Source organism: Methylomonas sp. 2F7, from assembly GCF_057126975.1.
In genome coordinates this window covers 3,988,010-4,014,846 of the sequence record NZ_CP195203.1, presented here as the reverse complement: position 1 = coordinate 4,014,846, position 26,837 = coordinate 3,988,010, and the positions used below count along the sequence as shown (strand labels likewise).

The 26,837-nt window shown below is 40.6% G+C and carries 15 protein-coding genes; 11 read left to right on the top strand and 4 right to left on the bottom strand.

Features of this window, described 5'->3' with window-relative positions; all coding sequences use genetic code 11:
* Positions 1 to 58: 58 nt before the first annotated feature.
* Positions 59 to 1,669 (bottom strand): replication endonuclease, encoded by a 1,611-nt coding sequence (locus tag ACR64Q_RS18010; protein ID WP_483823385.1) that lies wholly within the window; start codon positions 1,667 to 1,669, stop codon positions 59 to 61.
* A 251-nt stretch (positions 1,670 to 1,920) separates the two neighbouring features.
* On the opposite strand from ACR64Q_RS18010, the gene ACR64Q_RS18005 reads away from it, so the two are divergent.
* From ACR64Q_RS18005 to ACR64Q_RS17965, 9 genes are all read left to right on the top strand, one after another.
* A complete protein-coding gene (locus ACR64Q_RS18005) occupies positions 1,921 to 4,836 on the top strand; it encodes an SNF2-related protein (protein ID WP_483823384.1) in 2,916 nt (971 codons plus the stop codon).
* Between the two features lie 215 nt (positions 4,837 to 5,051).
* Positions 5,052 to 8,117 (top strand): site-specific DNA-methyltransferase, encoded by a 3,066-nt coding sequence (locus ACR64Q_RS18000; RefSeq protein WP_483823383.1) that lies wholly within the window; start codon positions 5,052 to 5,054, stop codon positions 8,115 to 8,117.
* On the top strand, positions 8,117 to 9,151 hold the full coding sequence (locus ACR64Q_RS17995; RefSeq protein ID WP_483823382.1) for a virulence RhuM family protein: 1,035 nt from the start codon (positions 8,117 to 8,119) through the stop codon (positions 9,149 to 9,151). The genes ACR64Q_RS18000 and ACR64Q_RS17995 overlap by 1 nt, the downstream gene beginning before the upstream one ends.
* Positions 9,152 to 9,223: 72 nt before the next feature.
* On the top strand, positions 9,224 to 12,553 hold the full coding sequence (locus ACR64Q_RS17990) for a DEAD/DEAH box helicase family protein (protein WP_483823381.1): 3,330 nt from the start codon (positions 9,224 to 9,226) through the stop codon (positions 12,551 to 12,553).
* 35 nt (positions 12,554 to 12,588) lie between these two features.
* A complete protein-coding gene (locus ACR64Q_RS17985; protein WP_483823380.1) occupies positions 12,589 to 14,295 on the top strand; it encodes an AIPR family protein in 1,707 nt (568 codons plus the stop codon).
* Positions 14,296 to 14,711: 416 nt separating this feature from the next.
* Positions 14,712 to 15,110 carry a plasmid mobilization protein gene (locus ACR64Q_RS17980; protein WP_483823379.1) on the top strand — a complete coding sequence of 133 codons (399 nt, stop codon included), beginning with the start codon at positions 14,712 to 14,714 and terminating at the stop codon, positions 15,108 to 15,110.
* Positions 15,100 to 16,587, top strand: coding sequence for a relaxase/mobilization nuclease domain-containing protein (locus ACR64Q_RS17975; RefSeq protein ID WP_483823378.1), 1,488 nt, complete (start codon positions 15,100 to 15,102; stop codon positions 16,585 to 16,587). The genes ACR64Q_RS17980 and ACR64Q_RS17975 overlap by 11 nt, the downstream gene beginning before the upstream one ends.
* A gap of 412 nt (positions 16,588 to 16,999) precedes the next feature.
* Positions 17,000 to 19,573: an McrB family protein gene (locus ACR64Q_RS17970; RefSeq protein WP_483823377.1), complete on the top strand. Its 2,574-nt coding sequence runs from the start codon at positions 17,000 to 17,002 to the stop codon at positions 19,571 to 19,573.
* 10 nt (positions 19,574 to 19,583) lie between these two features.
* Positions 19,584 to 20,849: an McrC family protein gene (locus tag ACR64Q_RS17965; protein WP_483823376.1), complete on the top strand. Its 1,266-nt coding sequence runs from the start codon at positions 19,584 to 19,586 to the stop codon at positions 20,847 to 20,849.
* Positions 20,850 to 21,123: 274 nt separating this feature from the next.
* Here the strand turns inward: ACR64Q_RS17965 and ACR64Q_RS17960 are convergent, their stop codons facing one another.
* The 3 genes from ACR64Q_RS17960 to ACR64Q_RS17950 all read right to left on the bottom strand — a co-directional run bounded on the left by ACR64Q_RS17960 (position 21,124) and on the right by ACR64Q_RS17950 (position 23,464).
* On the bottom strand, positions 21,124 to 22,050 hold the full coding sequence (locus ACR64Q_RS17960) for an AbiV family abortive infection protein (protein ID WP_483823375.1): 927 nt from the start codon (positions 22,048 to 22,050) through the stop codon (positions 21,124 to 21,126).
* A gap of 151 nt (positions 22,051 to 22,201) precedes the next feature.
* Positions 22,202 to 22,744, bottom strand: coding sequence for a hypothetical protein (locus ACR64Q_RS17955; RefSeq protein ID WP_483823374.1), 543 nt, complete (start codon positions 22,742 to 22,744; stop codon positions 22,202 to 22,204).
* Positions 22,745 to 23,464: a hypothetical protein gene (locus ACR64Q_RS17950; RefSeq protein WP_483823373.1), complete on the bottom strand. Its 720-nt coding sequence runs from the start codon at positions 23,462 to 23,464 to the stop codon at positions 22,745 to 22,747.
* A 147-nt stretch (positions 23,465 to 23,611) separates the two neighbouring features.
* Here ACR64Q_RS17950 and ACR64Q_RS17945 point away from each other — a divergent pair, with 147 nt between their 5' ends.
* Complete coding sequence (locus tag ACR64Q_RS17945) at positions 23,612 to 25,072, top strand: AAA family ATPase (RefSeq protein ID WP_483823372.1); 1,461 nt, start codon at positions 23,612 to 23,614, stop codon at positions 25,070 to 25,072.
* A gap of 333 nt (positions 25,073 to 25,405) precedes the next feature.
* On the top strand, positions 25,406 to 26,731 hold the full coding sequence (locus tag ACR64Q_RS17940; RefSeq protein ID WP_483823371.1) for a tetratricopeptide repeat protein: 1,326 nt from the start codon (positions 25,406 to 25,408) through the stop codon (positions 26,729 to 26,731).
* Positions 26,732 to 26,837: the final 106 nt, after the last annotated feature.

Here is a 26,837-nt window from a genome sequence, read left to right as displayed (position 1 = left end):
CGTCTGAAAACAAATTTCACAACTCCTTATGCTTTTGAGCGCCTGCTTATCAAAGCATCTATGAAGAATTATTTTTCATTAAACGTTTAAAAATCGAAGTTGTTGATAGTTTTTCTTGTGCTTTCAGTATTTTTTCTTTTATTTGATGGGTTATTTTTTTAAAAAAGTCAAAGCATGTATAAATATTGTTAGAGTTTTGTTTGTTTTTTACAATATCCCTGTTATTTAGATTATTAATAGGATTAACTTTCACATTTTCTATTTTTGGTTCATCTTTTTTGTTAAAGATTGATAGCCCAAAAACTTTAATGTCCGTTATTTTTTTGTCTTTACCGTGTGTTAAGACTATGTCACCCGCTATATAAGCAGTCAGAAATATGCAGAAATCATTTCCTTTGATGCGATTTAAAAGATGGCTGACTTTTTTATCTGCAACTTTGCGATTAACCAATTTTCGTAGTGTTTGCCAAGTCTTTACGCATCCTTTGGGCAATCCTAAAAATTGTATAGACCTGAAGTCCCATGTTGATCTGAATGCTTCAATCCTGACATTGTTACCGGAGAGTATTCTATTGAACGATGCTAAGCTAGATGGAACTATAGACTTGGTCATGTAGCTTAAAAACGTTCCGATTTCACGGTTAGTGTCTTGCCATTTGATTAGGGGGTTATCAATATCTTTGACTTTGAAGGCTCTCGTTAATATTGATTGAAGCTTGCTCTTAATGCTCTCTTCAAAGTAAATCAGGACATGCCAGTGCGGTGTGCCATCAATATTGGCTTCCACTACACGCACGCCAAAATGCTGGTTCTTGTATCTGAAAAAAGACTTTGTGATTTTATGCCATTTCTTTGAAATCCATTCGTTGGCATCTATGGCTGTAAGCCTGCTTAAATTAAATGGTGACACATGGTATTCAGCAGGAGCTGTTATGGTAATCATTGCTGAAAGCATGCCATTTTTTTGAGCATATTCATCAATGCCTTTTAGCATGCACCATTTTTCAGAAAACACCTGCTCTTTTGTCTTAATCGTATCTGCGAGGCTTATGTCTTTTCCAGCTTTTTTAGAAAAAACAAATGTCTGCTTTAGGTGTTTTTCTTTTCTTTTATCGGAGATTTTTTTCCTCTTAACCGCTTGATCAGATGCATAGGGCGAGTGCTCGTTAATCAATCCAATGAGATTGCGTAAATGCTCTCGATTCTGTTCAATCGTTTGTATAAGTTTATTTCTCCACCAGCTCTCATCAGTAATGTTAGATAAGAACTTTTCTTTAGATTTGTGCTGTGGCAATCTGATTTTTGGGGCTTGTATTGATTTGTTTTCTTCAGAATAAAACAGTGCCACTAATGCTTCTGGGTCGCAATGGTTGGTTGTTAAATAAAGTTTATTGATTTTTTTGCTAATTAATTTAGCTGATTTTTTTACGGCTTGATAATCAAAATCAAGCATTTCTCTGTCAACAAAATTCAATGCGTTATGAATTCTATCGATCCATTTGGTACAATGAATTGGGCTGTTCGTTTCGCTATCAATGATTTCTATAATCGAACAAGCCGTATCTTTGTCTATTAGGTTTAATGCTTGATAGAGTTGCGGGCTTAAATCTTGATCATGACAATCAATGTTGTTATGATAATCAAGCTCTTCCTGATAAACATAATTCATAAATAATAATCAAAATTATTCTATGATAATCTTGATAATGCATAGTGTTAATACATGACTTATTAATCATGTCTTTTTGTATGAATTTTTGATGAGATTGGATTTGCTATTAACGTTAAAATTTACGGCCAAGCTAAAATCACAAGGAAAGTGAATAGGTCTAAATAACCCATGTTGTGGGACAATACGTTTAGCATCAGTAGAACGTTTGATGCTTAACAATGGCAGCGTTTAGGACGAAAAATAAGACTGTGAACACCCAATCAACAATCACCGCATTCCACGCAAAATATTTCGCGTACGACCTGACTCGTCGCCATAGTGCTAATGATGCGGGACGCCTATCTCAGTCTCTGTTCGATGCTTCCGTCGATCTCAATCCTCATCAAATCGAAGCCGCATTATTTGCATTACGCTCGCCCTTATCGAAAGGCGTTTTGCTGGCCGATGAAGTGGGTTTGGGCAAAACTATCGAGGCTGGCATTGTTCTTTGCCAATATTGGTCGGAACGCAGAAGGCGTTTATTAGTGATTTGCCCCGCATCGCTACGCAAGCAGTGGGCGCTAGAGCTCGAAGAAAAATTCAACCTGCCTGCGGTCGTGTTAGATGCCAAAACTTGGCGTGACGCGCTCAAAATGAGCAAATCCCCGCTTAATCAAAAATGCATCGTTATTCTGTCGTACAACTACGCAAACAAGATACGCGACGACCTAAAAGCCATCTCCTGGGATTTAGCGGTAATAGATGAAGCCCATAAACTTCGTAATGCTTATCGGGAAAGTAACAAGATCGGTCAAGGTCTGCGCTGGGCGTTAGAAGATTGCCGTAAGCTGTTGCTAACAGCTACGCCGCTTCAAAACTCACTGCTTGAGTTATATGGTTTATCGACATTGATCGATGAACACTTGTTCGGCGATGTCGACGCCTTCCGTAGCCAATACGTTAATGCCGGTGGTGACCTGGATGGTTTGAGGCAAAGGCTATCAGGCTTTTGTCGCCGTACACTTCGAAATCAAGTTACTGAGTACATTCGTTATACCGAGCGCCGAGCAACCACATTTCCGTTCCGTCCCACTGACGACGAACACAAGCTTTATGAAGCGGTCACGGCCTTTTTGCTGAGGGAAAACAGCTATGCCATCCCCAAACGCCAACGCCACCTCACCGAATTAATTTTACGCAAACTGCTGGCATCATCGTCATTAGCAATTGCTGGTACGCTGGAAACCATGAAAATCAGGTTGGAAGCGCTACGTGATGAAAAAATCAATGATGATCCTGAGTTTACTGAGCTGTTGATAAGCGAAGAAGATATCGAAGACGAACTTCTGGATGAAATTCTCGATCTCGATTCACCGGAAGACGACAGCGGCAGCGAAACTCCGACAATAGATCGCAAACTGCTAAATCTTGAGATTGCCGAACTGGACGGTTTAGCGAATTGGGCAAAAGGCATTGGGACAGATACCAAAACCCGCACCTTGCTGAATGCCTTGGATATAGGCTTTCAGCAAATGGCCACCACCGGTGCCCAACGTAAAGCGCTGATCTTTACCGAGTCGCGCCGGACACAGGCTTATCTAAAAAATTTCTTGGAAGCCAATGGCTATGCTGATCAAGTCGTTGAGTTCAGCGGCACTAACAATAGCTCCCAAGCAACCGCGATTTACGAAAAATGGTTGGCTGAAAATCAAGGCACTGGGCGCATAGCTGGTTCCAGGGACATTGATATACGAACGGCGTTAATTGAGCATTTTCGCGACCACGCCAGCATACTGATTGCCACCGAAGCGGCAGCGGAAGGCGTTAATATCCAGTTTTGTTCGTTATTGATAAATTACGACTTGCCTTGGAACCCTCAACGCGTCGAGCAACGCATTGGGCGCTGCCACCGTTATGGACAGCAACACGATGTCGTAGTGATCAACTTCTTAAATGAACGTAATGACGCCGACCGCCGCGTTTTGCAGTTACTGACAGAAAAATTCAATCTGTTTAATGGCGTGTTTGGTGCTTCTGATGAAGTGCTGGGTTCCATAGAATCCGGTGTGGATTTTGAAAAACGTATCCTGACCATCTATCAACAATGCCGCACTCCTGATGAAATCGAAGCGGCATTCAAAGCCCTGCAAGCGGAGATGGACGAGCGCATTCAGGCTCGTATGACTGATACGCGCAAAATGCTGTTGGAAAATTTTGATGAAGACGTTCACGAACGGCTGCGCGTTCGATTACACGACGCCCAAGTTCAATTGGATAAGTTTAGCAAACGTTTCTGGTCGTTAACTCATTTCATGCTGAGCGATAAAGCCAGATTTATCGATGCAGAGTTATCCTTCATCCTAACCAAACCACCCAAGCAATACATCCAGCCTGGTCGGTACCACCTGATATCGAAAACGGCACCGGAAACCAAAGCCGATGGCATAGAGGATCAACATGCGGAGTACGGCAAATATTTGTACCGATTGTCTCATCCATTAGGGGAGTATGTAGTCGATGAAGCCAAGGCATTAGCCACAGTACCTTCACGGATCAATTTTAACATCAGCCAGCATCCGACGCGGTTGCATTTGGTAGAAGCGTTAAAAGGTAAACGCGGCCATTTAATGCTGACCCTGCTTGCCATCGAAAGCTATGAGCGCGAAGAGCATTTATTGTTCTCCGGCTTCGATGATCAAGGTCAGCCATTGGATCAGGAAACCTGCGAAAAGCTGTTTAGCTGCATGGCCGAAGATGCGGGAACAACTGCAATATCGGATGCAATACAAGCCAAGCTTGCCGCAGATGCTCAACAGCACATCAAAGCCACCATCAGTCAATCCCTGGAAGCCAATAACGTTTACTTCAACGAAGCCCGTGAAAAGCTGGAAAAATGGGCCGACGATCTCGTCCTGGCCGCTGAAAAAGCCCTAAAGGACACCAAGGAGCAAATCAAAATACTTAAACGTCAGGCTCGCCTAGCTACCAATCTTGATGAACAACACGACATTCAGCAGAAAATCATCAAACTGGAAAAACAGCAGCGTCGGCAACGGCAGGAAATTTTCCAGGTGGAAGATAGCATCATTGAAAAACGCGATGCACTGATAGAATCACTGGAACGTCGCCTGACGCAAAAGACGGAATCACAGTCGTTATTTACGATTGAATGGCATGTCGTGTAATGACTGATAAAAGTTGCCGATCATCAATACCCCGCTGGATTGGTCTCCTGTTCTTTAGCTGACAAGCAGAACAACCAATGGATAATTCCATGGAAAAAAAAGCAGGGAGAAATTGTGAGCCATTTGGATGATTGGCCAGACTAAAAACAACGTTGTCCCGGATACCAATAATAATTTTTAGCCGCATTACCGCGCATTAACTAACACAGCCTGACATGAGCAAATACGACGATCTCGTAACGAAGTTAAAAGAAATTTTTCAGATTGATAAACCCGAGCTGGATTTCGGCGTTTATCGCATCCTTAATGCCCGAGTAGTTGAGATCAATGATTACCTGGGAAATCGTCTAAAAGCAAAGGTGGCCGAAAGCTTGGCATCATCTGGAGCCGCCAATTTGGAAGGCTTGCAGAAGGAACTGAAAGACAAGGAAGCCCAATACACCGCAGATGGCATCGATCCCAGCTCGGTGCCAAAAATTCAAGAGATCAAACAAAAGCTGGCTACCTATACAGCCAGCAGTTCGGAACATGAAAACGCCGTTTTCACCCATTTGCTGACCTTTTTCTCGCGCTACTACGACAAAGGCGATTTCATCAGCCAACGCCGCTACAAAGGCGATACCTATGCCATTCCTTATGCCGGTGAAGAAGTGATCTTGCACTGGGCCAACAAAGATCAGTATTACACTAAAAGCGGGGAAAACTTTTCCAATTACGCTTTCAAACTCGACGATGGCCGCAGTGTGCGCTTCCGACTAGTCGCGGCGGATACCGCCAAGGACAACCGCAAGGATACTGACAAAGAGCGCCGTTTTGTTTTGATCGATCAGCAGTCACGGACTGTGAACGATGATGAAGGCGAAGAATACCAAGAGCAATTGGAGCCTGTCGCCGAAGAAAATGGCGAACTGGTATTACGCTTTGAATACAAGGCCATGCCCAAAGGTAGCAAGCAGGATGATCTGGTGGCTCAGGCCGCCAAAACCATCCTCAATCATCCGATTGTCAAAGCTCACTGGCTGGATTTAACCAATCGAGAACCCACCGAAAAAAATCCGCAGCGCACCTTGTTGGAAAAATGCCTTGCCAATTACACCGCCAGAAATTCTGCCGATTATTTCATCCATAAAGATTTAGGCGCTTTCCTGCGCCGCGAGCTGGATTTTTACATCAAGAATGAAGTGATGAACCTGGACGATGTGCAGCATGCCGAGAAGTTTGCCGACATCGAACACAACCTGCGCATGATCCAAACCCTACGCTCGATTGCTCTGGATTTGATTACTTTCCTGGCCCAACTGGAAGATTTCCAAAAAAAGCTGTGGCTGAAAAAGAAATTCGTTGTCTCAGCCCATTACTGCATCACACTGGATCGCATCATTAAAGATGCACCTTCTTTGCTCGATGCCATCGCTGCCAATCCTAAACAATGGGCGCAATGGAAAGGGTTGGGTATGCTAGATGGTGAAACCGATCTAATCAATCAGGCGGCAGTCGGTACCGTCGACTATTTACAGGAAAACCCTTACCTGATGGTTGATACCGCCTTGTTTGATTCGTCATTCAAGCAATCGTTATTGGCGGCAATCCATGATTTGGACGATAGCCTGGATGGTTTACTGATCCATGGTGATAATTTTCAAGCGTTGAATATTCTTGATAAAACCTTTGTTAACAAAATAACAACTACGTTTATCGACCCGCCATATAACACTGGTGTTGATGAATTTGTTTATAAAGACAATTATAGTCATTCCTCTTGGGCAACATTTATAGAAAACAGAATATCGAAAGCTAAAATTCTTTTTTCGGAAAAATCGCTTTTTTTCATGACTACTGACTTCGTTGAAGTAGCTACTACTAGATTCTTATGCGATTCAATTTTTGGTCAAAATAACTTTGTTGCAGATATTGCTTGGGAAAAACGATATACAAGAAGCAATAATGCCAAAAAATATTATAGTTTGAAGGATACTGTAACAGTTTACAGAAGCTCAGAAGCATTGACCGAAATTAAGGAACCACGGTCAGATAGTTCAAAAGATAACTATACAAACCCTGACAACGATCCTCGTGGCGTTTGGATTAGTTCGTCCTATGTTAATCCAGCAGAGAAAGCAAAAAGAGCAAATTTAGTTTATAAAATAAAAAATCCTTTTACCGGGGCGGAAGTAGAGCATCCTACACATGCTTGGAAATATGATATAGAAACACACCGTAACCATGTTTCTGAAAATAGGCTTTATTGGGGATTGGATGGTGGTTATGAGTATCCTAGGCTTAAGTCTTTCTTGTCAGATGCAAAAGATGCGATGGTTCCCGTTGACGTATGGAGTTATAAAGATGCAGGTACTACAGATGATGGTGGTACGTTACTTAAACAGATGTTTGGGTCTTCATTATTCGACAATCCCAAACCTATTAAATTGATAAAAAAATGCATTGAACACATTACAGGCGAAACTAGCGCCCCCATTATATTGGATTTCTTTGCTGGTTCTGGTACTACAGCACATGCATTGATTGATGATTTACGCGAGTCTCAGCAGAAAAAAAAATATATCCTGGTAGAGCAAGGTGATTATTTCAATACTGTCTTAAAACCCCGCATCCAAAAAGCTGTATATTCCGCCGACTGGAAAGAAGGCAAAGCCACCGCTTCGCACACTGGCATTTCCCACGCCTTCAAGGTTCTAAAAATTGAAAGCTACGAAGACGCCCTGAATAACCTGGAGCTTCGCCGTACCCAGCAACAAACGGATTTACTGGAATCCTTGCCGCAATCTGCGCAAGACGATTACCTATTGAGCTACATGCTGGACATCGAAAGCCGTGGTTCGCTGTTATCCGTTGAACAATTCGCCAAACCTTTCGATTTTAAACTCAAGGTTACCGTCGATTCGGCGGGAGCCTATGAAGAACGGCCCATCGATTTGGTGGAGACCTTTAATTATTTGATCGGCTTAAATGTAAAACTGTTCGACATGCAAATCGATAAAGGTTTCGTGTTAGTCACTGGTGTATTACCCAGCGGCGAGAAAACCTTGGTGTTATGGCGTGATGTTGAACAAGTCGATTATGAAGCCTTGAATCGTTTGTGCGACAAGTTGGCAATCAACCCAGCAGACAGCGAATACGAAGTGGTTTACATCAACGGCGACCACAATATTCCGGCAGTATTCACCAGCCTTGAGAACGAAGGCGGCATAACCAAAACCCTGAAAATCCGCCAGATCGAGCCTGAATTCCTGAGCCGGATGTTTGATGTGGAGACGGTGTGATGGTAGGCGAGATTGTTTTTTACCAGCAGGAAGACGGAAAAGTAAAAGTCCAAGCCCGCTTGGAGAATGAAACCCTGTGGATGACCCAACTGCAAATGGCGGAGTTGTTTCAAACGACTCAGCAAAATGTTAGCCAGCATGTTCAAAATATTTATGCCGAGGGCGAGTTATCACCGGAAGCAACTTACAAGAAAATCTTGTGGGTTCGCGAAGAAGGTAATCGTCAGGTAGAACGTGCGCTGGATAGTTACAACTTGGATATGGTCATTTCAGTAGGTTATCGCGTCAAAAGCGTCATTGCTACCCGCTTTCGTATCTGGGCTACCCAGCAACTGAAGGAATACATCATCAAGGGCTTTGTCATGGATGACGAGCGCCTGAAAAATCCACCGGTCGCAGGTTCTACGGTGCCGGATTACTTTACGCAAATGCTGGAGCGGGTGCGTGACATCCGTGCCAGTGAACGTCGAATGTATTTACGGGTGCGGGAAATTTTTGCTCTGGCGGCTGACTATGAACCTTCATTGCCGGAGACCACCCGCTTTTTCAGTACCATTCAAAACAAGCTCCATTTTGCCGTCACCGGCATGACCGCTGCCGAAATCATCGATGCCCGCGTCAATCATGCCAAACCCAATGCAGGCTTAACGACGTGGGCTGGCAATGATGTGCGTAAAACCGATGTCACCATTGCCAAAAATTATCTGTCAGCGGATGAGGTGACCGAGCTTAACCGTATCGTCACTATGTGGCTGGATTTTGCGGAAGATCAAGCCAGTCGGCGCAAGCAAGTATTTATGCAGGATTGGGAGCAAAAGTTAGACGATTTTTTGCGATTTAATGATCGTGAGGTTTTGCCTCATGCTGGCAAACGTACAAAAAAGCAGGCCGATAGCAAGGCGCATTCGGAATATGAATTGTTTGCGACGCAACGTCGTGCTGAAAAAGAAGCTTTAGGCGAGCGCGACCAGTTCGAGCAGTTGGAAGCGGCTGCCAAGTTACTGACCAGTGCCAAGCCGAGGGATAACAAATGAGCGATGTTAAATATGTGACGCAGTGCGTCTCAAATCGGATGCAGGCAAAATGCCAACGGAATGGGTAGTGGGATGAGTAAGAATCGTAAACGCAGCTTCCACCAGGAGTTGGTCCTAAACCAATTCATGATGAGTTTTTTCAAAGGTGGTAGTTTGTCGGCATTGAAAGATCGCTTGGGCGAAGACCGGCATGAAGGCATCGACGAAGATGGGCAAACCGGTTTTTTCCACGAATTGCAGCATACCCTGTTTGCAGTGGATCGTATCAGCCACCAGGATTTACGCCGCTATGACCTGAACATAGTGCAGCATTGGAATGCCATCACCGAGCGGCGCAATAAGCTGGAAGGCACCGTGCTGAACATGAAGTATTTTCAGTACCTGTCGTTGCTATTTACCGAAATTTATCTGGATTGGTATTTTAATCAGAGGCAGCAGTTACTGAATGGCTTGAATGAGTCCTTGCAGACCTACAATCACGCCCAAGATGCCGAACATCGTTTCCAGGCTTTTGACGCGGACGAGTTAAATAAACTGGCATTTTGGAATGCCACTGGCAGTGGTAAAACTTTACTGCTGCATGTAAACATCAAGCAGTACCTGCATTACTTCCAAAACGGCAAGCACGATCTTTACCCCGACAAAATCATCTTGCTGACCCCGAATGAGGGTTTGTCGCGGCAGCATTTGGATGAAGCAAAATTATCCGGCTTTGACTTCTGCCATTTGTTCGATAAGAAAACCACCAATGCCTTGTTTAAAGGTGCCATCGAAATTATCGACATTAACAAGTTGGGCGATGAAATGGGCGACAAAACAGTCGCGGTCGATGCCTTCGAGGGCAACAATTTAGTATTGGTCGACGAAGGCCACCGTGGCACCGGCACGGCAGCAGGTGCCTGGATGAGTCGGCGTGAAGCCTTGGTGCATGGCGGCTTTGCCTTTGAATACTCCGCTACATTTGGTCAAGCTGTTGCCAAGGGTTTGACCGTTAGCAAGGCGGAAGACGAAATCCGTAAAAAGAAAGCCAAGATGTTATTTGAGACCACCAATTTGAAAAAATTGGATGATGATCAAAAAGCACAATTGATGCTGACCAGCACTGAAAAGCGCAAAGCCCGCACCATGGCGACCAGGGAGATTTACGCCAAAGGCATACTGTTCGATTATTCGTACAAATTTTTCTATGAGGACGGTTACGGCAAGGAATCGCTGATTCTCAATCTGAAGGACGACGATTATGAGCAAGAGGATATTGCACGCCAATACTTTACGGCCTGTCTGCTGAGCTTTTATCAACAGCAATATCTATGGGGCGCAAACCGAGACAAACTGGCCGATTTTAATATCGAAAAACCCTTGTGGGTGTTTGTCGGTAATACCGTGTCTGGCGAAGATTCCGATATTTTGAATGTCGTGCGATTTTTGGCGGGATTCTTGAACGACGAAGCCAAGACCAAACGATGGCTTCAAGATTTGCTGTCCAACACGGCGCGACTTCTGGATAGCAAGGGTCGCAACATTTTTCATGATCGGTTCACACCATTAATGCAATACACGGCTGATGATGTTTATGCCGGGATTTTGAAAAAACTCTTCAATGCCGATGTCCGACAACGCTTGAAAGTCGTTAACCTGAAAAGCAGCAAAGGTGAACTGGTTTTGCGCGTCGGCGATTCCGAACCGTTTGGTCTGATCAATATCGGCGACGATACCGGATTTTTTAAGGAAGCCGAGAAATCGGAAAATGCCAAATTGTTTGATACCGAAGCCGATGATTTTGGCGGATCAATGTTTGGCACCCTTAACGATAAGGATAGTCGCCTGCATGTATTGATCGGTTCCCGCAAGTTTACCGAAGGCTGGAGCAGTTGGCGGGTTTCGACCATGGGCCTGCTAAACATGGGTAAAGGCGAAGGTTCGCAGATTATCCAGTTGTTCGGGCGTGGCGTGCGTTTGAAAGGCAGAGACTATTCGCTGAAACGCAGTACACCATCGCAACGTCCCAAAGGCGTACATTTGGAACGCTTGGAAACACTAAACATTTTTGGCGTGAATGCCGGTTACATGGCGGCCTTTAAAGACTATTTGAAGGAAGAAGGCATCACACCATCCGATGAACTGATCGAGCTGGATTTTAAAACCAGTATCAATTTGCCCTCAAAGCCGCTGAAAACCTTGGCCTTGAAAGATGGTTACAAAGATAACCAGGTTAAAGGGTTCAAGCGAACCCATTATCCGTGGTTGTATGAAGTACCTAGCGAATTTAAAGGCAAGATCAAGTCGGCGCATATCGAGCTAGATTTGTATCCCAAAATTGAGGCGCTGAGCAGCCAAGATAAAGGTAGTGGTAAACCAGATATTAATGTCCGCATCAAAGGCAAACTGGCCAAACAAAACATGGCTTTGTTCGATTTCGACCGGATTTATTTGGCGGTTCAGGAATTTAAGCAACTCCGCGCATGGAGTAATCTGCGGTTGGACAAAGCGCGATTGATGGGCTTTTGCCTGAGCAGCGATGATTGGTACACGCTATATGTTCCACCATCCGAATTAGTGATCAACACAATTGCCGATATTCGTAAGCAAGAAGATATTCTGATAAGGCTGTTGCTGGACTATACGGATCGCTTCTATAAATCGTTGAAAACTGCTTACGAAGGGCAGTTCTATGACATTGTAAATGTCAAAGAAGACGATGCAATATTGTTGAAGCAATACCACTTCGAAATCGTCAATGACGACGATGGCGAAGAGTATGAAAAGAAAATCAGAGCGCTTCAGGTTTTGGTGGAAAGCGGGAAATTAGGCGAAGCCAGTAAATGGAATGCGGGCCAAATGGTCGCAATATGTTTTGATCGCCATTTATATTATCCCTTGTTTGCCGTAGAAGGGGATGTTCCGCTAAAAATGCGTCCTCTGTCGTTTGATGCCCCCAGTGAAGTGCAATTTGTGCGTGACTTAGAGGAATTTTACCGTTCAACCGATGGGCAAAAAATAATTGGCAACCGTAGTTTGTATTTATTGCGAAACGCGGATACCAAGGCAAAGGGCTTGGGTTTTGCGTTGGCTGGTAACTTCTATCCTGATTTCTTATTGTGGCTGGTAGATGATGCTACTGGGCAGCAATGGCTAAGCTTTGTCGATCCCAAAGGTTTGCGCCAAATGAGCCTGAACGATCCCAAGCTGGGTTTGTATAAAGAGGTCAAAATATTGGAAGAAAAGCTGGGTGATCCAAAGTTGAGTTTAAGCGCTTTTATTGTGTCACCGACTCCGTTCAATAATCTGCTAAACGTTTCTTGCGAAAAAGAAGATTTAGAGGCTTGCAATGTATTGTTTATGTCTGATGGACAGAAATATTTGCATAAAATGTTTGAAGTTTTTTCTACCTTGCAAGCGTAGGAAAAATCAAAAAATGCCACAAATAAGGAAAATCAATGGATAAGATTACAGAGTCACTCTTGAATACATTTTCTGAGCAATTCGAGCTTAAAAAGTTATCAGATTCAGTGAAGTTTGAGCATTTTGTAAACTATTGTGTAACAACAAAAAACTATAGAGGAAGTTTTGAGTTGGAAGATGTTCACAGTGGTTCAGGGGGAGATTCGGCAATTGATGGGCTAAGCCTAATTGTTAATGGGCGTTTAGTAACAGATGAAGACGAGCTGAAAGAAGTTGTTGCTGGTGTTGGTCACTTGGATGCTGACATTACATTTATCCAGTCAAAGTCTTCATCTTCTTTTGACGGGTCAGAAATAGGAACATTTATACATGGTGTTAAAGATTTTTTGGCTGAAACCCCGAGATTGGTTCAGAATGAAAAAATAATAAAAATGAAAGCAATGTGGGATTTATTGATATCAATGTCGTCCTATATGGTTAATCGAAGACCAATTTGTAGATTGTATTATGTTTGCACCGGAAAATGGGTCAACGATCAAAATCTTCTTGCAATCATTGATTCGGGAAAAAAAGAGATAGAAGATATTGGTATATTCGAGACTATTCACCTTGAGCCAATTGGAGCTTCTGAAATACAAAAGTTATTTCATGAAACAAAAAACAAGTTGACTACAACTGTTAACTTCCAAAGTAGAATTACTTTGCCAGATATTGATGGAATATCTGAGGCTTATTTGGGTGTTATTCCTTTTTCTGAATACCTTAAGCTTGTACAAGATGAAAATGGAACAATTCATAGCATATTTGATGATAATATTCGTGATTTTCAAGGTGATAACTCAGTAAATAAAAAAATTAAGAATACCTTAGAAGAAGGGAAGTTTGATCTTTTTTGCGTTCTTAACAATGGTGTGACTGTAGTTGCATCTTCTCTGACGCCTGCCGGAAATAGATTTACTATTAGAGATTATCAGGTTGTAAATGGCTGTCAAACGAGTCATGTTCTCCATGATTGTCAGGCCATCAAAGGAATAGAAAGCGTCTTTGTTCCAATAAAAATTATTGTAACCGAAAATGACGATATTAAGACCAGCATCACTCTCGCAACAAATAGTCAAACGGAAGTAAAAACCGAACAACTTGAAGCCCTGAGCGCATTTCAAAGGAAGTTAGAACTTTACTATAATGCTGAAAAAACAACCATTCCCTTGCATTATGAAAGAAGATCGCAACAATATAATTCCGATGCAAGCATAAAAAGAACTCAGATAATATCTATTCCAATACAAATTAAATCGTTTGCTTCCGTTTTTCTAGATTCGCCTCATCTAGTATCTGGTTACTATGGAACTATAGTTAATAGATTTAAGGGGAAGATATTTTCCAATGAACATAATTTGTCTTCATATTATGTAAGCGCGCTTTGTTACTATCGGATTGAACAGTTTTTTCGGAATGGCGACTTGGATGCTAGATACAAAAAAGCACGTTTTCACTTAATGTTTTTAGTTAGGCTTATTGTGCTTGGTGAAAAGCTTGAGCCATTTAACAGTAATAAATTCGACAAATCCTGTGAGTCTTTTAGAGATAAGCTCTTGGATGATGAATCAGCGTTAAGAATTTTTAAGAAAGCTGCAAATTTGTTTGATGTGTCTGGAATTGAAAAAGATAAGCGTCAATATAAATCAGAGTCTGATACTGAGCTGCTCATTAAAGCATATAGGGATCATAAAGTGGTTTAGTTAGTATGCTAATAATATGATGGTATCGATAGGTAGCTTAATCAAGGTCTGTAAAGAGTTTTTTATTGTTGATAAGCTCTGAGGATATGAGGGTTGTAAAACGCATGATTGTTGTTTAAACAGATGTTGGAAATGCATTTCTATAAAACAGAGTATTATGGCTTTTTTTGATTTTCAAAGTTAGGTGTGTTTGACTTTAGAAAAATATTACTGTTTTGTGTTGAAATTATTAGGCATTTTTATAATCTAAGCTAAACTATTAAATATAGAAATATGTTTTTCATATTAAGCCAGCCGACCCAATGGGGGTACATTTTTCGCCATAAAGGCTCGAATCCCCATTGGAGCTGGCAAAGGCTCTGCCCTTTGAACCCACACTACCGTGAGTTCCTGCGGAATTTAAGGAATACCTTTAAATGGAATTTGAGGCAAACATGGATAGTAAAATTGATAGGCGATCCCAGTGGATCAAGATTCGGGTTACCAATGGTGAAAAGCAGGTAATCTACGATAAAGCGGCATTGGCTGGTTGTAATGTTGCCGATCTGATCCGGCAAAGCCTATGTCGGGTCAAAACCTGGACTGCCAAAGATATGGAAATCGAGCGCGAAAGGATTCGCGAAATTCGCCGCATCGGGCAAAACTTAAACCAAATTGCTAAATGGTGTAACCAATATAAGGCTGCCGCAGAAGCTGTGCAGGTTCTGATTTTACTAACGGCAATCGAGCAAAGCTTACAAAAGCTCGTTGTTCGGACTGCTAGTCAGTCAGGCGGAGTTCGTGTCGAGAATGGCGAGGCGAACGATGCATATTAAATTTTTAGGGAGAGGCCAAGGGAAAGGCTCATCGGCAATTAGATACGTGCTGGGCGACATTGATCATAAAGGGCAAGAAAGAGCCTTTGCACCAGAAGTTCTGCGCGGGAATCCGTTTCAGATCGGAGCGCTGGCTGATTCGTTACAGTTCAAACATAAATATCGCTCGGCGGTGATTGCATGGCATCCTGAAGACAAACCATCTGATGAGCAAATTCAGGAAGTGCTTGATGAGTTCGAGCGACTAGCTTTTGCAGGTCTTCAGCCAGATCAATTCGATTACACAGCAGTCTTACACCGTGATGCCGACAGCGAACATATTCACATCATCATTCCGCGCGTTGAACTTTCATCGGGTAAATCTTATAACCCGTCGCCACCCGGTTGGCAGACCTATTACGACACCTTACGAGATTATTTTAATGAAAAATATGCCTGGAGAAGTCCTGATGTATCGTTAAACCCTGGCATTGCAAGAATTACGCAGCCACGCTGTGATGCTTTAATAAAAGGTGCGCGGCTTGAAAGCAAAAAAATTATTGAAGACTATTTGCTTAACGAGATCGAAGAGGGTCGGATATCGAATCGGGAACAAATTGTGATTGCGCTGCAAGGATTGGATTTTGAAATTCCGCGCTTGGGACGGAACTACGTCACGATTTTGGACAGGGAAACAAATCAAAAAATACGCTTAAAGGGAGTTATATATGAGCAGTCATGGAGCATTGAACGAACGCTTGAACCAGAAAATTCAGGCAAAGCCGAGGTCGATCAAGAAACAAGACAATCAAGAACAGATGCTGCTTTTGCAGAGCTTGAAATACGAATATCAGAACGCGCTCGATACAATCAGAGTCGATATGGTAAACCAGTTCCAGGCGTTGGACAAAGACCTGGTGATGAATCTACAGGAAAGCCAAGGCAGTGCAAAAAAGCTGAACAAGTTGCTCAGGATGAGCTGGATCAAGCAGCTCGCTATCGGCGCGAGTCTTTGTCTCGGCATCTTTGGCGGCAGCTGCGCGACGATGCAATATTTTGCGAATCAGATAAGTGTGCAATTACAGGAAATCCAACGGAACAAACATATCTTGGATATGCTGAATCAGCAGGGTGGAAACATCAGCTTAAGCCGGTGCGGGGAGTATCGCCAAATTTGTGCAAGAGTGGACGAGAGCCAGGTTTTCCAAGATGGATTCAGGATTTTAAAATAGGGATAGGGACAGCATATGACAGAATTGGAACGGCATTTAGCCACGGCTTTGGAAAAATTATCGATGCAATACTCGCGGGACATGAGCGAGCTGAATCGGCAAGTTGTGCACTTGTCAAAGCACGTGGCTTTATTGACAGAGAGTTACAAGGGGGTGATGGAAGTATTGGCGACCACTCAAACAAAATGACAAATAAACAGCTTCAAAAGGACATAGTTGAATTACATTTGTTATCGATTAATTTTAAAAGTCCTGCTTCAATCTGACAATTCAGAAAACGTATTTCAACTTGAACAGGCATTAACAGGCACAGTTCGGCCATTATATGAAGTGGCCGTTGCGCAAAGCTTTACATAACGAACAATTGGAACCACTTGAAAGTTGCCTGTGAATGGCTAGTTAACCTTGTAAAGATGGCATTCAAAGACCGCTAGTGATCGGTAGCTACGCACTCACACAAAAAAGGGATAGTATTCTCCATTGCTTCTTTGCAGCAAAATCTAGTAAAAGTGAGCCTTGATTTACCTGTGTTACATTAAGAAGTTACGGAAGTACCAAATTGAATGCTTGTGATAGTGAATAACTGAAAATTTAGTGCAAGTAATCTATATCTAATACTAAGCTCACAAGCCTTTGTTTGAGGGCGTGAGACAAAAAATTTCATCGAAAATAGCAAATATGGCAAAAACATTATTAACACGGATAAGCAAGTTAGAGCAATACAATGTTACGGATAAAACTGTGTTGTGGGAAGACACTGCTGAAAACCGTTGGCACAATGTGTATGGAGAGCTCAACGTAAATGACAATGCCATTTTTTTAGCGAGCAAAAAATTATTAATTGGCACAATCAGCCAGATCAATAAACTTAAAAGCATACAGTGTACTAATATCCAGGAAGTAAATTGTTCAAATGACCAGTTTTTACAGCTGCACGAAATATATCCTGAACTAATTTCGAGAGTAAAAGCCAATTTTCAGCCTTTTATTCACCCTCAAAAAGTAAATATTAGTCAACTTATTGCCTCTGCAATGTCTGAAAATTTTGTGAGTTATTACATTCTATCAGGCATAGATAAATACAATGAGCTAAAAGGGAATTTTAAGAGTAATGATCGCATTGTAATTATAAATTCCAATAAACAACTTGAAAATGTAAAGCTTAACACAAATGCTGGCTTGATTAATTTTCCTGCAACAGCTGATGTTAACATCAGTGTAGAAGGATTAACACTGGATGAAATGCTTAAAAAAAATAAAAGCATTAAACGTAAAAGTTCCATCTCCAATAATGTTAATAGAATTGAAAAGATAAAAATAGAAATTACTGAAAACGGCAGATACAGATTCGATACATTCTTTTCCTACCACGATGCGCTCTTTAATAAAAGAGTTTATGGCAGCTCTACCAATAATTCAATTTTAAAAATACGATTAGAGCCCAATGAAACGGTTTACAAAGTTTCAATGAGCAGTAAAGATATTAATGAAAAAGAATTTACTTTTTGCAATGAAAATAATCTAATTATTGTTCATCGCGACACATCGGCAATGGCCACAAGCAAACAAACTCAAGGCGACACCTTTTCTCATAAGATGAAAGTAGGAGATTATTTTTATTTGTGTAGAGGTAATACCAATCTTGAAGTTATCGGGAAAATTATTGGTGAAACTGAAAAATGTGAATATGGAAGTCTTGGAGATGATGGATGGTTGCAACGATCTTATGAAATTATATCTGAAGCAGTTAATGAAAATTCATATCAGGGTGATAAAAAGTGGTGGACGCCTAACAATAATTCGACATGTATTGCCATTCCACAACACGAAATAAGTGATGCAAACCAAAAGCTATTCATACCATTTTTCAATACGAAGTTTGAATATGAAGCAACGCCTTCAACTTCAGGTAATTTATCAAAACTAATGAATATGCCATTAAATCAAATCTTATTTGGTCCGCCAGGAACAGGAAAAACATATAACACTATCAATAAAGCCTTGGATATTATAGGTGAAAATATTGATGGGAAATCAAGACAAGAAATAAAAGAAATCTTTGATGCCAGGATGCAAGAAGGGCAGATTATGTTTACCACATTCCATCAGAGTATGAGTTATGAAGACTTTATAGAGGGTATAAAGCCATTGAAACCATTGATTGGTGATTCATTTGTAAAATATGATGTTCAAGATGGGATTTTCAAAAAGATTTGTAATGAAGCGAAATCAAATTATGAGAATGCAAAAGCTGAAAATAAAAGTAAAATATCTTTTGAGTCTGCATTCGATAAATTGAAAGAAGAATGGGAAGCCAATCCTGGAATTAAATTTCAATTAAAAACTGTAGGCAAAGACTTTACAATTACCGGATTTACGAACCATTCAATTCAGTTCAGAAAAGCAAGTGGTGGAATCGGCCATACATTAAGCATTAATACATTGAAGGAACTGTACTATGGCTTAAGGAAATTCGATTTTAATCAAGGTGTTGGTATTTATTATCCAGCTATCTTAGAAAAACTAAAATCTTACTCCTTAAGTGGGTCGATTGATACCGTAGAAAAAGCATTTGTACTTATCATAGATGAAATCAATCGTGGCAACGTTTCGCAGATATTCGGAGAATTAATTACATTAATTGAAGATGATAAGCGTCTTGGAAAAGACGAAGAATTAGAGGTCATTTTACCCTATAGCAAAGAAAAGTTTGGAGTGCCTTCTAATCTATACATCATTGGCACAATGAATACTGCTGATAGAAGTGTAGAGGCTTTGGATGCCGCATTGCGCAGACGATTTATTTTTGAGGAAATGCCACCGAAACCGGAATTAATAGCCTCAGAAGGCAAATTGAAAGAATACAATGGTGTTGTAGCTAATATCAATTTGCCTGTTGTACTTGATATAATCAATAAACGTATTGAGAAACTACTAGATAAAGACCATCAAATTGGGCACAGTTATTTTATGTCGGTTTCGAGTGTAGATAATTTGAAAGTAGCTTTTCAGAAAAAAATCATTCCTTTGTTGCAAGAGTATTTTTTTGGTGATTATGGAAAAATAGGATTGATCTTGGGTAAAGAATTCTTTGAACCAATGGAAATGTCTAAAGAGAATATATTCGCTATTTTTGATGATTATGATGCTTCCGAATTTTCTGAAAGAACCATCTACAAGATCAAAAGAGTTTCAAGCATGCCAGATGATGATTTTGTTGCAGCTATCAATTCACTAATAGTAACAAATTAAGCTTGCGGATATGGAAAAATACATTAGTATTTTTGAGCATCAGACACTTAAGCTAAATCAAGAGGTTGATGGCGTTAAGTTTGATGAGCCCAAGCTTAAAGCCCTTCAATCTTACTATGGCGATAAAGGTGTTCCTTATTTTCATTTAATTCATAATGGTGTTTGCTTTAATGAGTATGTAGGAGTTATTCAGATTGGTGGAACAGTTATTGAGGTTTTACCAAAAGCAGATAATGCGTTTGCTGGAAAAGATGAGAAAAAACAATGGCGTGATATTTTGATTGATATGCTTTTTGCAGTTGGTATTTTTGATATTCACGCTCCTAGTAGTAGCTCTTTAAAATTAAAATCCAATTCTATTCTTGATTTGTATTTTCAACTCTTTATCAAAGAAGTTGAGTATTTATTACACAACGGATTGATTAAGAAATATCGCAAGAAAGAAGAGAATGTGACAGCATTAAAAGGCTGCTTGCTGTTTGGAAAGCATGTACAGAAAAATATTACACATCAGGAACGTTTTTATGTCAGACATGCCATTTACGATGTAGAACACAATCTTCATTGTATTCTTTATAAAACCATTAGACTCCTTAAACAAATAAATATCAATACCGGATTACATGGCCGTATTGGAGCTCTAATACTCCATTTTCCTGAAATGCCCGATGTAAAAATCACTGAGGCAACTTTCAATAAACTTGTATATAACAGAAAGACGCAATCATATAAAAAAGCTATCGATATAGCTAAATTACTGTTATTGCAATACCACCCTGATGTAATAAAAGGAAGAAATAATGTTTTGGCTTTGATGTTTGATATGAATAAATTATGGGAGCAATTTGTGTATGCAAGTCTGCGTAAACATAAAAAAGCTAATGCAACCATTACAGCTCAAACTTCTAAATTATTTTGGCAACCCGAAAGTGGTTATCGGTCGAAAATTAGACCTGACATTATTGTTAATAAAGAAAGATATGATTGTGTAGTATTAGATACGAAATGGAAAAATCTGAATGGTTACAATCCTTCCCCTGATGATTTGAGGCAGATGTATGTGTATCACGATTACTATAAAGCAAAGTGGGTGGCTTTAATATATCCAGGAGTAGAATCATCTAAGTCTGGGGTCTATTTAGACACGAAAACTGGGAAAGAGACGAATAAAGAATGTAGTATAATTTCCTTATCAGTAAAGCCTGATGTAAAAAAATGGCAAAAAGATATTAATGATCGTTTGGAAGCTTGGATGTCGGAGCGTGTTGATAGCTAACACAATTCGATTAAAGTGGGCTGGGCACACACCGTCCTGTCCAGGCGAAATTAATGCTGGTGCAACGGTTGGATGAATATTGTAAAACTCAATTTTGAATTCCCGCTGTCCGTGAGCATATTGTCATTCGGAAATTTGGATTGAGTTTTTTTGTGGGGCTTTTTTTGCCAGTCAACCTACTCATTGTCTGTGGTGGTTTTTTGTTGACATCAAATTATAAGTTTGTATAAAAGAATAGAATTGGTATGAAAGTATCATGCTATTTTTCAATATATTAATAGCAATCGTATGGTGACCAGCTTTGTTGTTGCTCTTTCAACTCACTAAGAGGAACTTTAATTTCCTTCATTTCTTCTTTATAAAGCGGAAATGGTAGTTTATTAATTATTAAATCAAAATATTCTTGTGATGCATCAATTAATAAGTTTTTTGTGTAGAGCAAGTTTAAAGAGGCATAGGTGGCCAATCTAAATTCTTGGTAGTGTGTTTCATCATTAAATTCAAATTCTCTCCAATACTTCGAAAAAGACATTAATGATTCTGGCTTGTATATGCCAATACTATGCAAAGCCTTAATCAGTTGAATTATTGACGGGTTTGATTCTTCTTGCCTGAACAGAAATGTTTCGTGTATATCAGAATTAGATTGAGGAGATAACCAATCATGCTTCTCATCATATTGAACATAGTCAACGTAAAATGCTTCTTCTCTGCTGGCTATGATAGAGTTGCGAAAAATCCAGTCAACACCCATTGGTCCATCTAAGTAGTATTGATCTAAATTGCTAACAATATAGGCAGATAATTCTTTATATTTACTAGCATTCCAGCTGCACAACTCAGCATATATGCCTTTAGCAAGATGCTCATTAAATTTTTCTAACTGCCGATTAAACTCAGTTCTAAGACTTTTAGGGCAGCGTAAAGCGTCCAGCAGTATTAGATATTTGGCTGCTTCTTCTTTTGAGAATTCATCAATTACTTTCGATGCACGATAATGCTTGTGTTCTAATAGGCAGTTTGAGGAATTATTCAGTTCAATACAATTTTCGTAGATTTTTTCCAATCCAACAGAAATAGCCTTATGCAAATCTTTGTCTGATAGTTGGTTAAGGTCTTTTATAGCCCGATGTTTCATATCCTTAATTTCCTTGTGTAAATCAAGCAAGCCAAGTGCGTCATTCCCTCTTTTGTGATGCATGCGTTCGGCTAAAATGAGACAGTTAGTTGTCAGTCTCTTTTGACTATCTGGTCAATGTTGGAAACGATCATTAGGATGAAGGTTTTCTACTATGTCTTTATGCTGGCTTTTTTATCTGCTAGCTGAAGAACTCTTCACTTTGGATGAAAAATCATAAATCGGCCCGTACATTGTCGCATAATCGATAAAGCTCGATTAGATACCGTACGTCAAGCGACGCACGATGGCGGCCACTGACGTTTTGCCTTGCATCAATTTTTAGTTGTTCGAATAGCTGTCGCCGTTTGTCACTATTCATTTCAGCCGAGCCCAATAATGGCAACAGGATACTGTCGGACGGCAAAATTCTGAATTTGGCGAAACCTATAGAAGAGCCTGCTTCATATAGCGTGTCGATCCACCATTCGTCTAGTGGTAGCCCGTCGGCATAAATGATTTCCCCCGGTTGAATCGATTGGTTTAATCTCTCACAGAGAAATTGAGGATTAACGCCTTTTTCCCGGCATAACTTGCGACTGATGCCGTGTAGCTGTTGTGCTTCAAAATCCCAGTCCGTCCAGTGTTCAACAGAGTAGGGATTGATGAGATAGCTTTCAATATCTCCGGCAGCATCCGACCAAGCAACCTCGATTGGATAGCTAGCCGAGGCAAAGCTGCTGGCTTCAACGTCAAGAAATCGCGGCAATAAAATCATTTAGTGATTATAGGGCGATAGCGCTTTGCGATACATCACCTCTTCGTAAAGTTCTTTCAGTGTATCTACCCGACGCGAATGAAGTTCGAAACCGTCTTCACCATACCAGTAGATTATCCATCCGTTTCCAGTGTCATTGATAGAGATAAAGAAGTCTGAGTGACCGAGACAGAGCCGTACAAGCTGTCTATAAGTGTACGCTTCGGATACAGTCCCGTCCGTTTCGAAATAATTGAGCTCGTCTATGAGTTCATTGATCGATGGCGTACATATGTGCAACTCCACATCGCCTTTTTGAGTGCGGATGGTTTGCAAAAAATGAAATTCCGGCGACATTTTGTATAACGTGAATCCAAAACTTAGAGCGCATCGAAGAATGTCTATGAATTCTGGAATCTGTTTTTGCAGATTCGGTAATTTGTTAATAGCATGACTTAAACGATGCGCTACTCGCCAGAATAATCGCAAGGCATCTTCATCATTGATATGCAGTTTTATTGATAACTCTGTCAATAAGTTTGACCGGTCATTGCCAATAATATATTTGCCTGGCTTTATTGAGTTTTTAACTATTTTGAATGTACATGGATCAATATAGTCGATATGATAAAATTCCTTATCATTAATGTCAAAGTGGAACTCTATTAAATAGAAGCCTGTTCTATCTAATTGCGAAGATCGCTTGACTGAAATGATGTTAATTTCTTGTGTTTGTTGCATATCCGTTGCCTCATTTTGTTCAGTATATTATTAATTATTACACAGCTATATACAAATCCAGAAGTATGCTGAAAATAATATTTTTGATGGTATTGACTTCAGTTATTAAGTGGCTCACAATGGTTGCTCAACTTTCCTTTAACCGATATGAGACAATTATTATTAAGCAAATTAAATATAAAGAAAATCGCATTAGAAACATCAAGAAATTACAAATCGTTTACTAACTACCCGTTAGAAAAGCAGTCAATTAACGCAATTTGCTATATCATCGCACGAGATTATTTCAAGCAGCATTTTTCGGAGCCAAACAAAACTTTCACTCCCAGTATTCATCCGCAATTGCAAGTCTATTTGCGATCAATGGATGTCGATAAAAATTCCACAACAAACCTTTATGATAAACACGACAGAGAGTTATCAGAACTGTCTGAGCGCGTCGTCAATAATGTCTGGACAGATATCGAAGAATTACGCACAGTTTTTGAGTCTCGTAATGACGGATATCAAGAGTATCAATCAAAAGTAGACATAGAAAGGACGCCTGAAGTAAACGAGATGAATTCTGTTAAATCTGAAGAGGAAGGCAGCAAAAATATACCTGACCAGGCTGAGCCAGAATCTTTTTTTAAAGTTTTTGATGGAGAATTATTGCAAAAGCTACACGAAAAAAACAGCCAATATGACAAGGAAGTTCGTCGAGCGCTTAAAGAAATCGGCGAATCAGATTCAGGTACAAGACCTTTGCAAAGAGTTACTACCGAGATCATAGATAAAATTCAGACTTTGAAGGGAAAATATCCCAACATGATCCCGTTTTTGGATTACGTCGATAAATGTGCCGCTTTGAGTGTGCACAACCCATTTCAAGAGTTTTACATGCCGCCTGTTTTATTAGTATCTAAACCTGGACTAGGAAAAACAGCTTGCGTCAAGGATGTAGCCGCAGCCATTGGTGTGCCTTATGGATTTGTAGATTATTCGACAGCATCGGCGGCGTGGATTTTGGTCGGTGTTAGCTCTGTCTGGAACTCCGCAAAACCAGGATTAATCTACGATTTACTGATTAAAAAAACTAATTCTGCAAACAGCCTTATTCTTTGCGACGAAATCGATAAAAGCAAGCCAGGTGAGGATAAATATCCGCCCATTAATGTTTTTTACCGATTGCTGGAAAAGGATATGATGCGCGATTTTACCGATGAATATTTACCGCAACTGGAATTGGATGCCTCTCGCGTGATGTATGTAGCCACTGCAAATAGCACTGAAACCATTCCAGAAGCGATTCTGTCGAGATTTCATGTGATTTATATTGAGCAGCCTGGACCGTCGCAGCTCAGAACGATAGCGAAATCGATCTATCGCTCAATTATCGAAAGTGAGTCGTACCGATCATTTGCATCTTCGCTGAAAGATGAGGTTATTGATTGCCTGTTAGGTTATTCACCTCGCCAAATCAAAGTCGTGTTAAAGCTTGCATTCGCTTCAGCAGCTTACCGACTCCGACACGAGAAAGGTATAGAGTCCATAACGATTGAGACGGAAGACCTGGACTTGCCGGAAATTGAGACCGATTCGCGTCAAATTGGGTTCGTCTGGAATTAGGCTGTCCTAAGATTTCCAATCAAAGGTTAAAGCGCCTTTGATTGGTTTCAGGCAGATAATGATGGGCAACGTTACGCAAAATCATTAGCTGAACATGGTTTGCGTTTTGCTCAGCAAGCATTAAGTAAATGAATATTTTTCCACATAAAAACAATGGCCTATTGTTTTTTTTGGATAAATGAATAGCTGTTTTTTAAAAAATTTTACACATCAAGTGAACCTTTTTAGGGGGTTCTGCAAGTAAAGGGGCTAGACGAAATGGAGCAACGAACAAAGCTTCAAGCGTCCAGCGTATTAGGTAGTAACTTAACCCTTAACATTTAATTGATGAGTATGAATACTTTAAATAAAACTTGGTCTACTGAAGTTAATCGATCTGAAATCCGCAATCTGGCCGGGAAAGGCAATGTTGAAGCCCAATTCCGTCTTGGTCAACTGTATCAGAATGGTGAAGGCTTTACCGAAGACCTGACAAAAGCTGTTCACTGGTTTCGTAAAGCAGCTGCTAATGGAAGCATTTACGCCCAAAATCATTTGGGCGATATGTATCAGCATGGCCGTGGAGTAGATAGGGATATTGATGAGGCAATGTTTTGGTTTCGCAAGGCCGCCGACCAAAACGATCCGATTGCTCAAATCAATCTTTCAGAATTTATTTTAAGGACATCAAGAACTGAGGAAGATGTTCAAAAAGGTTTGAATTTGCTACATAAAGCTGCTGAGGCAAATAATGTCGAAGCTCAATATTTACTATCTGAAATTTATTTAGCGGGTGAGTATGTTGAATGTGACCTTGATCTTGCATTGAAATGGGCTTTGAAAGCTGCCAATCAAGGACTCTTTAGAGATTTGATGCTGGGAGTGGACGAGAAGGATGCATCTGCGGTTCATGCTCAAAAAGCAGTTTGCTACCGTAAGGCCGCCCCACAGCCTCACGCTGGCATTCAGTTTAAATTTGGGATGTGGTATTTCCACGGATTTTTGCGCTTTGAACAAGATCATCAAAAAGCGCTTGTTTGGATGATTCTTGCCGCCTCAAATAACCATCCAGAAGCCACAGAGTTTCTAGCTTCAGGCATAAAACATGGAATTTGGACCACACTTGGCTGCAATTTTCAGGAAGCCAAGCAACATCGATTGTTTGATTTGGATGATATAGATCAACATGATTCTGAATCATCTCACAGCACAAAATTTTTTATTGGTAATGGCGGGATAGACGTTCTATTCACCAATTACTTTAACTCACATCAAGCTCGTCAAGGGGAGTTTTATCTTAGCTGGAATACGGGCGCTGCTAGGTTGTTCGTGCCTGATGTGCAAAGCCATGTGCTAAGTGAAATGGCTACAGGCAAAAAAGCATACATCATTGAATATTTCAACGGTATTGAAATTGTGTTCGACGATCATACGGAATCACCGTTCTACATTGGGATTGCGCTAAGACAGGCGGATCGAATAATAGGAAAACCAGCGAAAGGCGTTAGCTTGATTGTCTACACTCAGAAAGGCGAAGAGTACCGGATTCCGGCTGAATTGAAAGTATCGAAGAGAAATTATGAAGTGGGCTTGCCTTTCAAGTCCGAGTCAGGCAACGCAAACAAAGAGTATTTGTCTTCCATATTGGGTCACTTAAAAGGTGTTTATGTGATCTCGTAATTTTAAGCGAAGGAACGCGCATTATCAGCTGATTATGCGCGTTAACTGCTGGTCGCTAAAAATTAACCCTGAAAGCTTCAATTTTTATTATTGAAGTGGACCCTAA

What these genes read in the sequence shown, in the direction of transcription:
- ACR64Q_RS18010 (WP_483823385.1), bottom strand. Translation starts at nt 1,669, where the DNA reads ATGAATTATGTTTATCAGGAAGAGCTTGATTATCATAACAACATTGAT.
- ACR64Q_RS18000 (WP_483823383.1), top strand. Translation starts at nt 5,052, where the DNA reads ATGAGCAAATACGACGATCTCGTAACGAAGTTAAAAGAAATTTTTCAG.
- ACR64Q_RS17995 (WP_483823382.1), top strand. Translation starts at nt 8,117, where the DNA reads ATGGTAGGCGAGATTGTTTTTTACCAGCAGGAAGACGGAAAAGTAAAA.
- ACR64Q_RS17990 (WP_483823381.1), top strand. Translation starts at nt 9,224, where the DNA reads ATGAGTAAGAATCGTAAACGCAGCTTCCACCAGGAGTTGGTCCTAAAC.
- ACR64Q_RS17985 (WP_483823380.1), top strand. Translation starts at nt 12,589, where the DNA reads ATGGATAAGATTACAGAGTCACTCTTGAATACATTTTCTGAGCAATTC.
- ACR64Q_RS17980 (WP_483823379.1), top strand. Translation starts at nt 14,712, where the DNA reads ATGGAATTTGAGGCAAACATGGATAGTAAAATTGATAGGCGATCCCAG.
- ACR64Q_RS17975 (WP_483823378.1), top strand. Translation starts at nt 15,100, where the DNA reads ATGCATATTAAATTTTTAGGGAGAGGCCAAGGGAAAGGCTCATCGGCA.
- ACR64Q_RS17970 (WP_483823377.1), top strand. Translation starts at nt 17,000, where the DNA reads ATGGCAAAAACATTATTAACACGGATAAGCAAGTTAGAGCAATACAAT.
- ACR64Q_RS17965 (WP_483823376.1), top strand. Translation starts at nt 19,584, where the DNA reads ATGGAAAAATACATTAGTATTTTTGAGCATCAGACACTTAAGCTAAAT.
- ACR64Q_RS17960 (WP_483823375.1), bottom strand. Translation starts at nt 22,050, where the DNA reads ATGCATCACAAAAGAGGGAATGACGCACTTGGCTTGCTTGATTTACAC.
- ACR64Q_RS17955 (WP_483823374.1), bottom strand. Translation starts at nt 22,744, where the DNA reads ATGATTTTATTGCCGCGATTTCTTGACGTTGAAGCCAGCAGCTTTGCC.
- ACR64Q_RS17950 (WP_483823373.1), bottom strand. Translation starts at nt 23,464, where the DNA reads ATGCAACAAACACAAGAAATTAACATCATTTCAGTCAAGCGATCTTCG.
- ACR64Q_RS17945 (WP_483823372.1), top strand. Translation starts at nt 23,612, where the DNA reads ATGAGACAATTATTATTAAGCAAATTAAATATAAAGAAAATCGCATTA.
- ACR64Q_RS17940 (WP_483823371.1), top strand. Translation starts at nt 25,406, where the DNA reads ATGAATACTTTAAATAAAACTTGGTCTACTGAAGTTAATCGATCTGAA.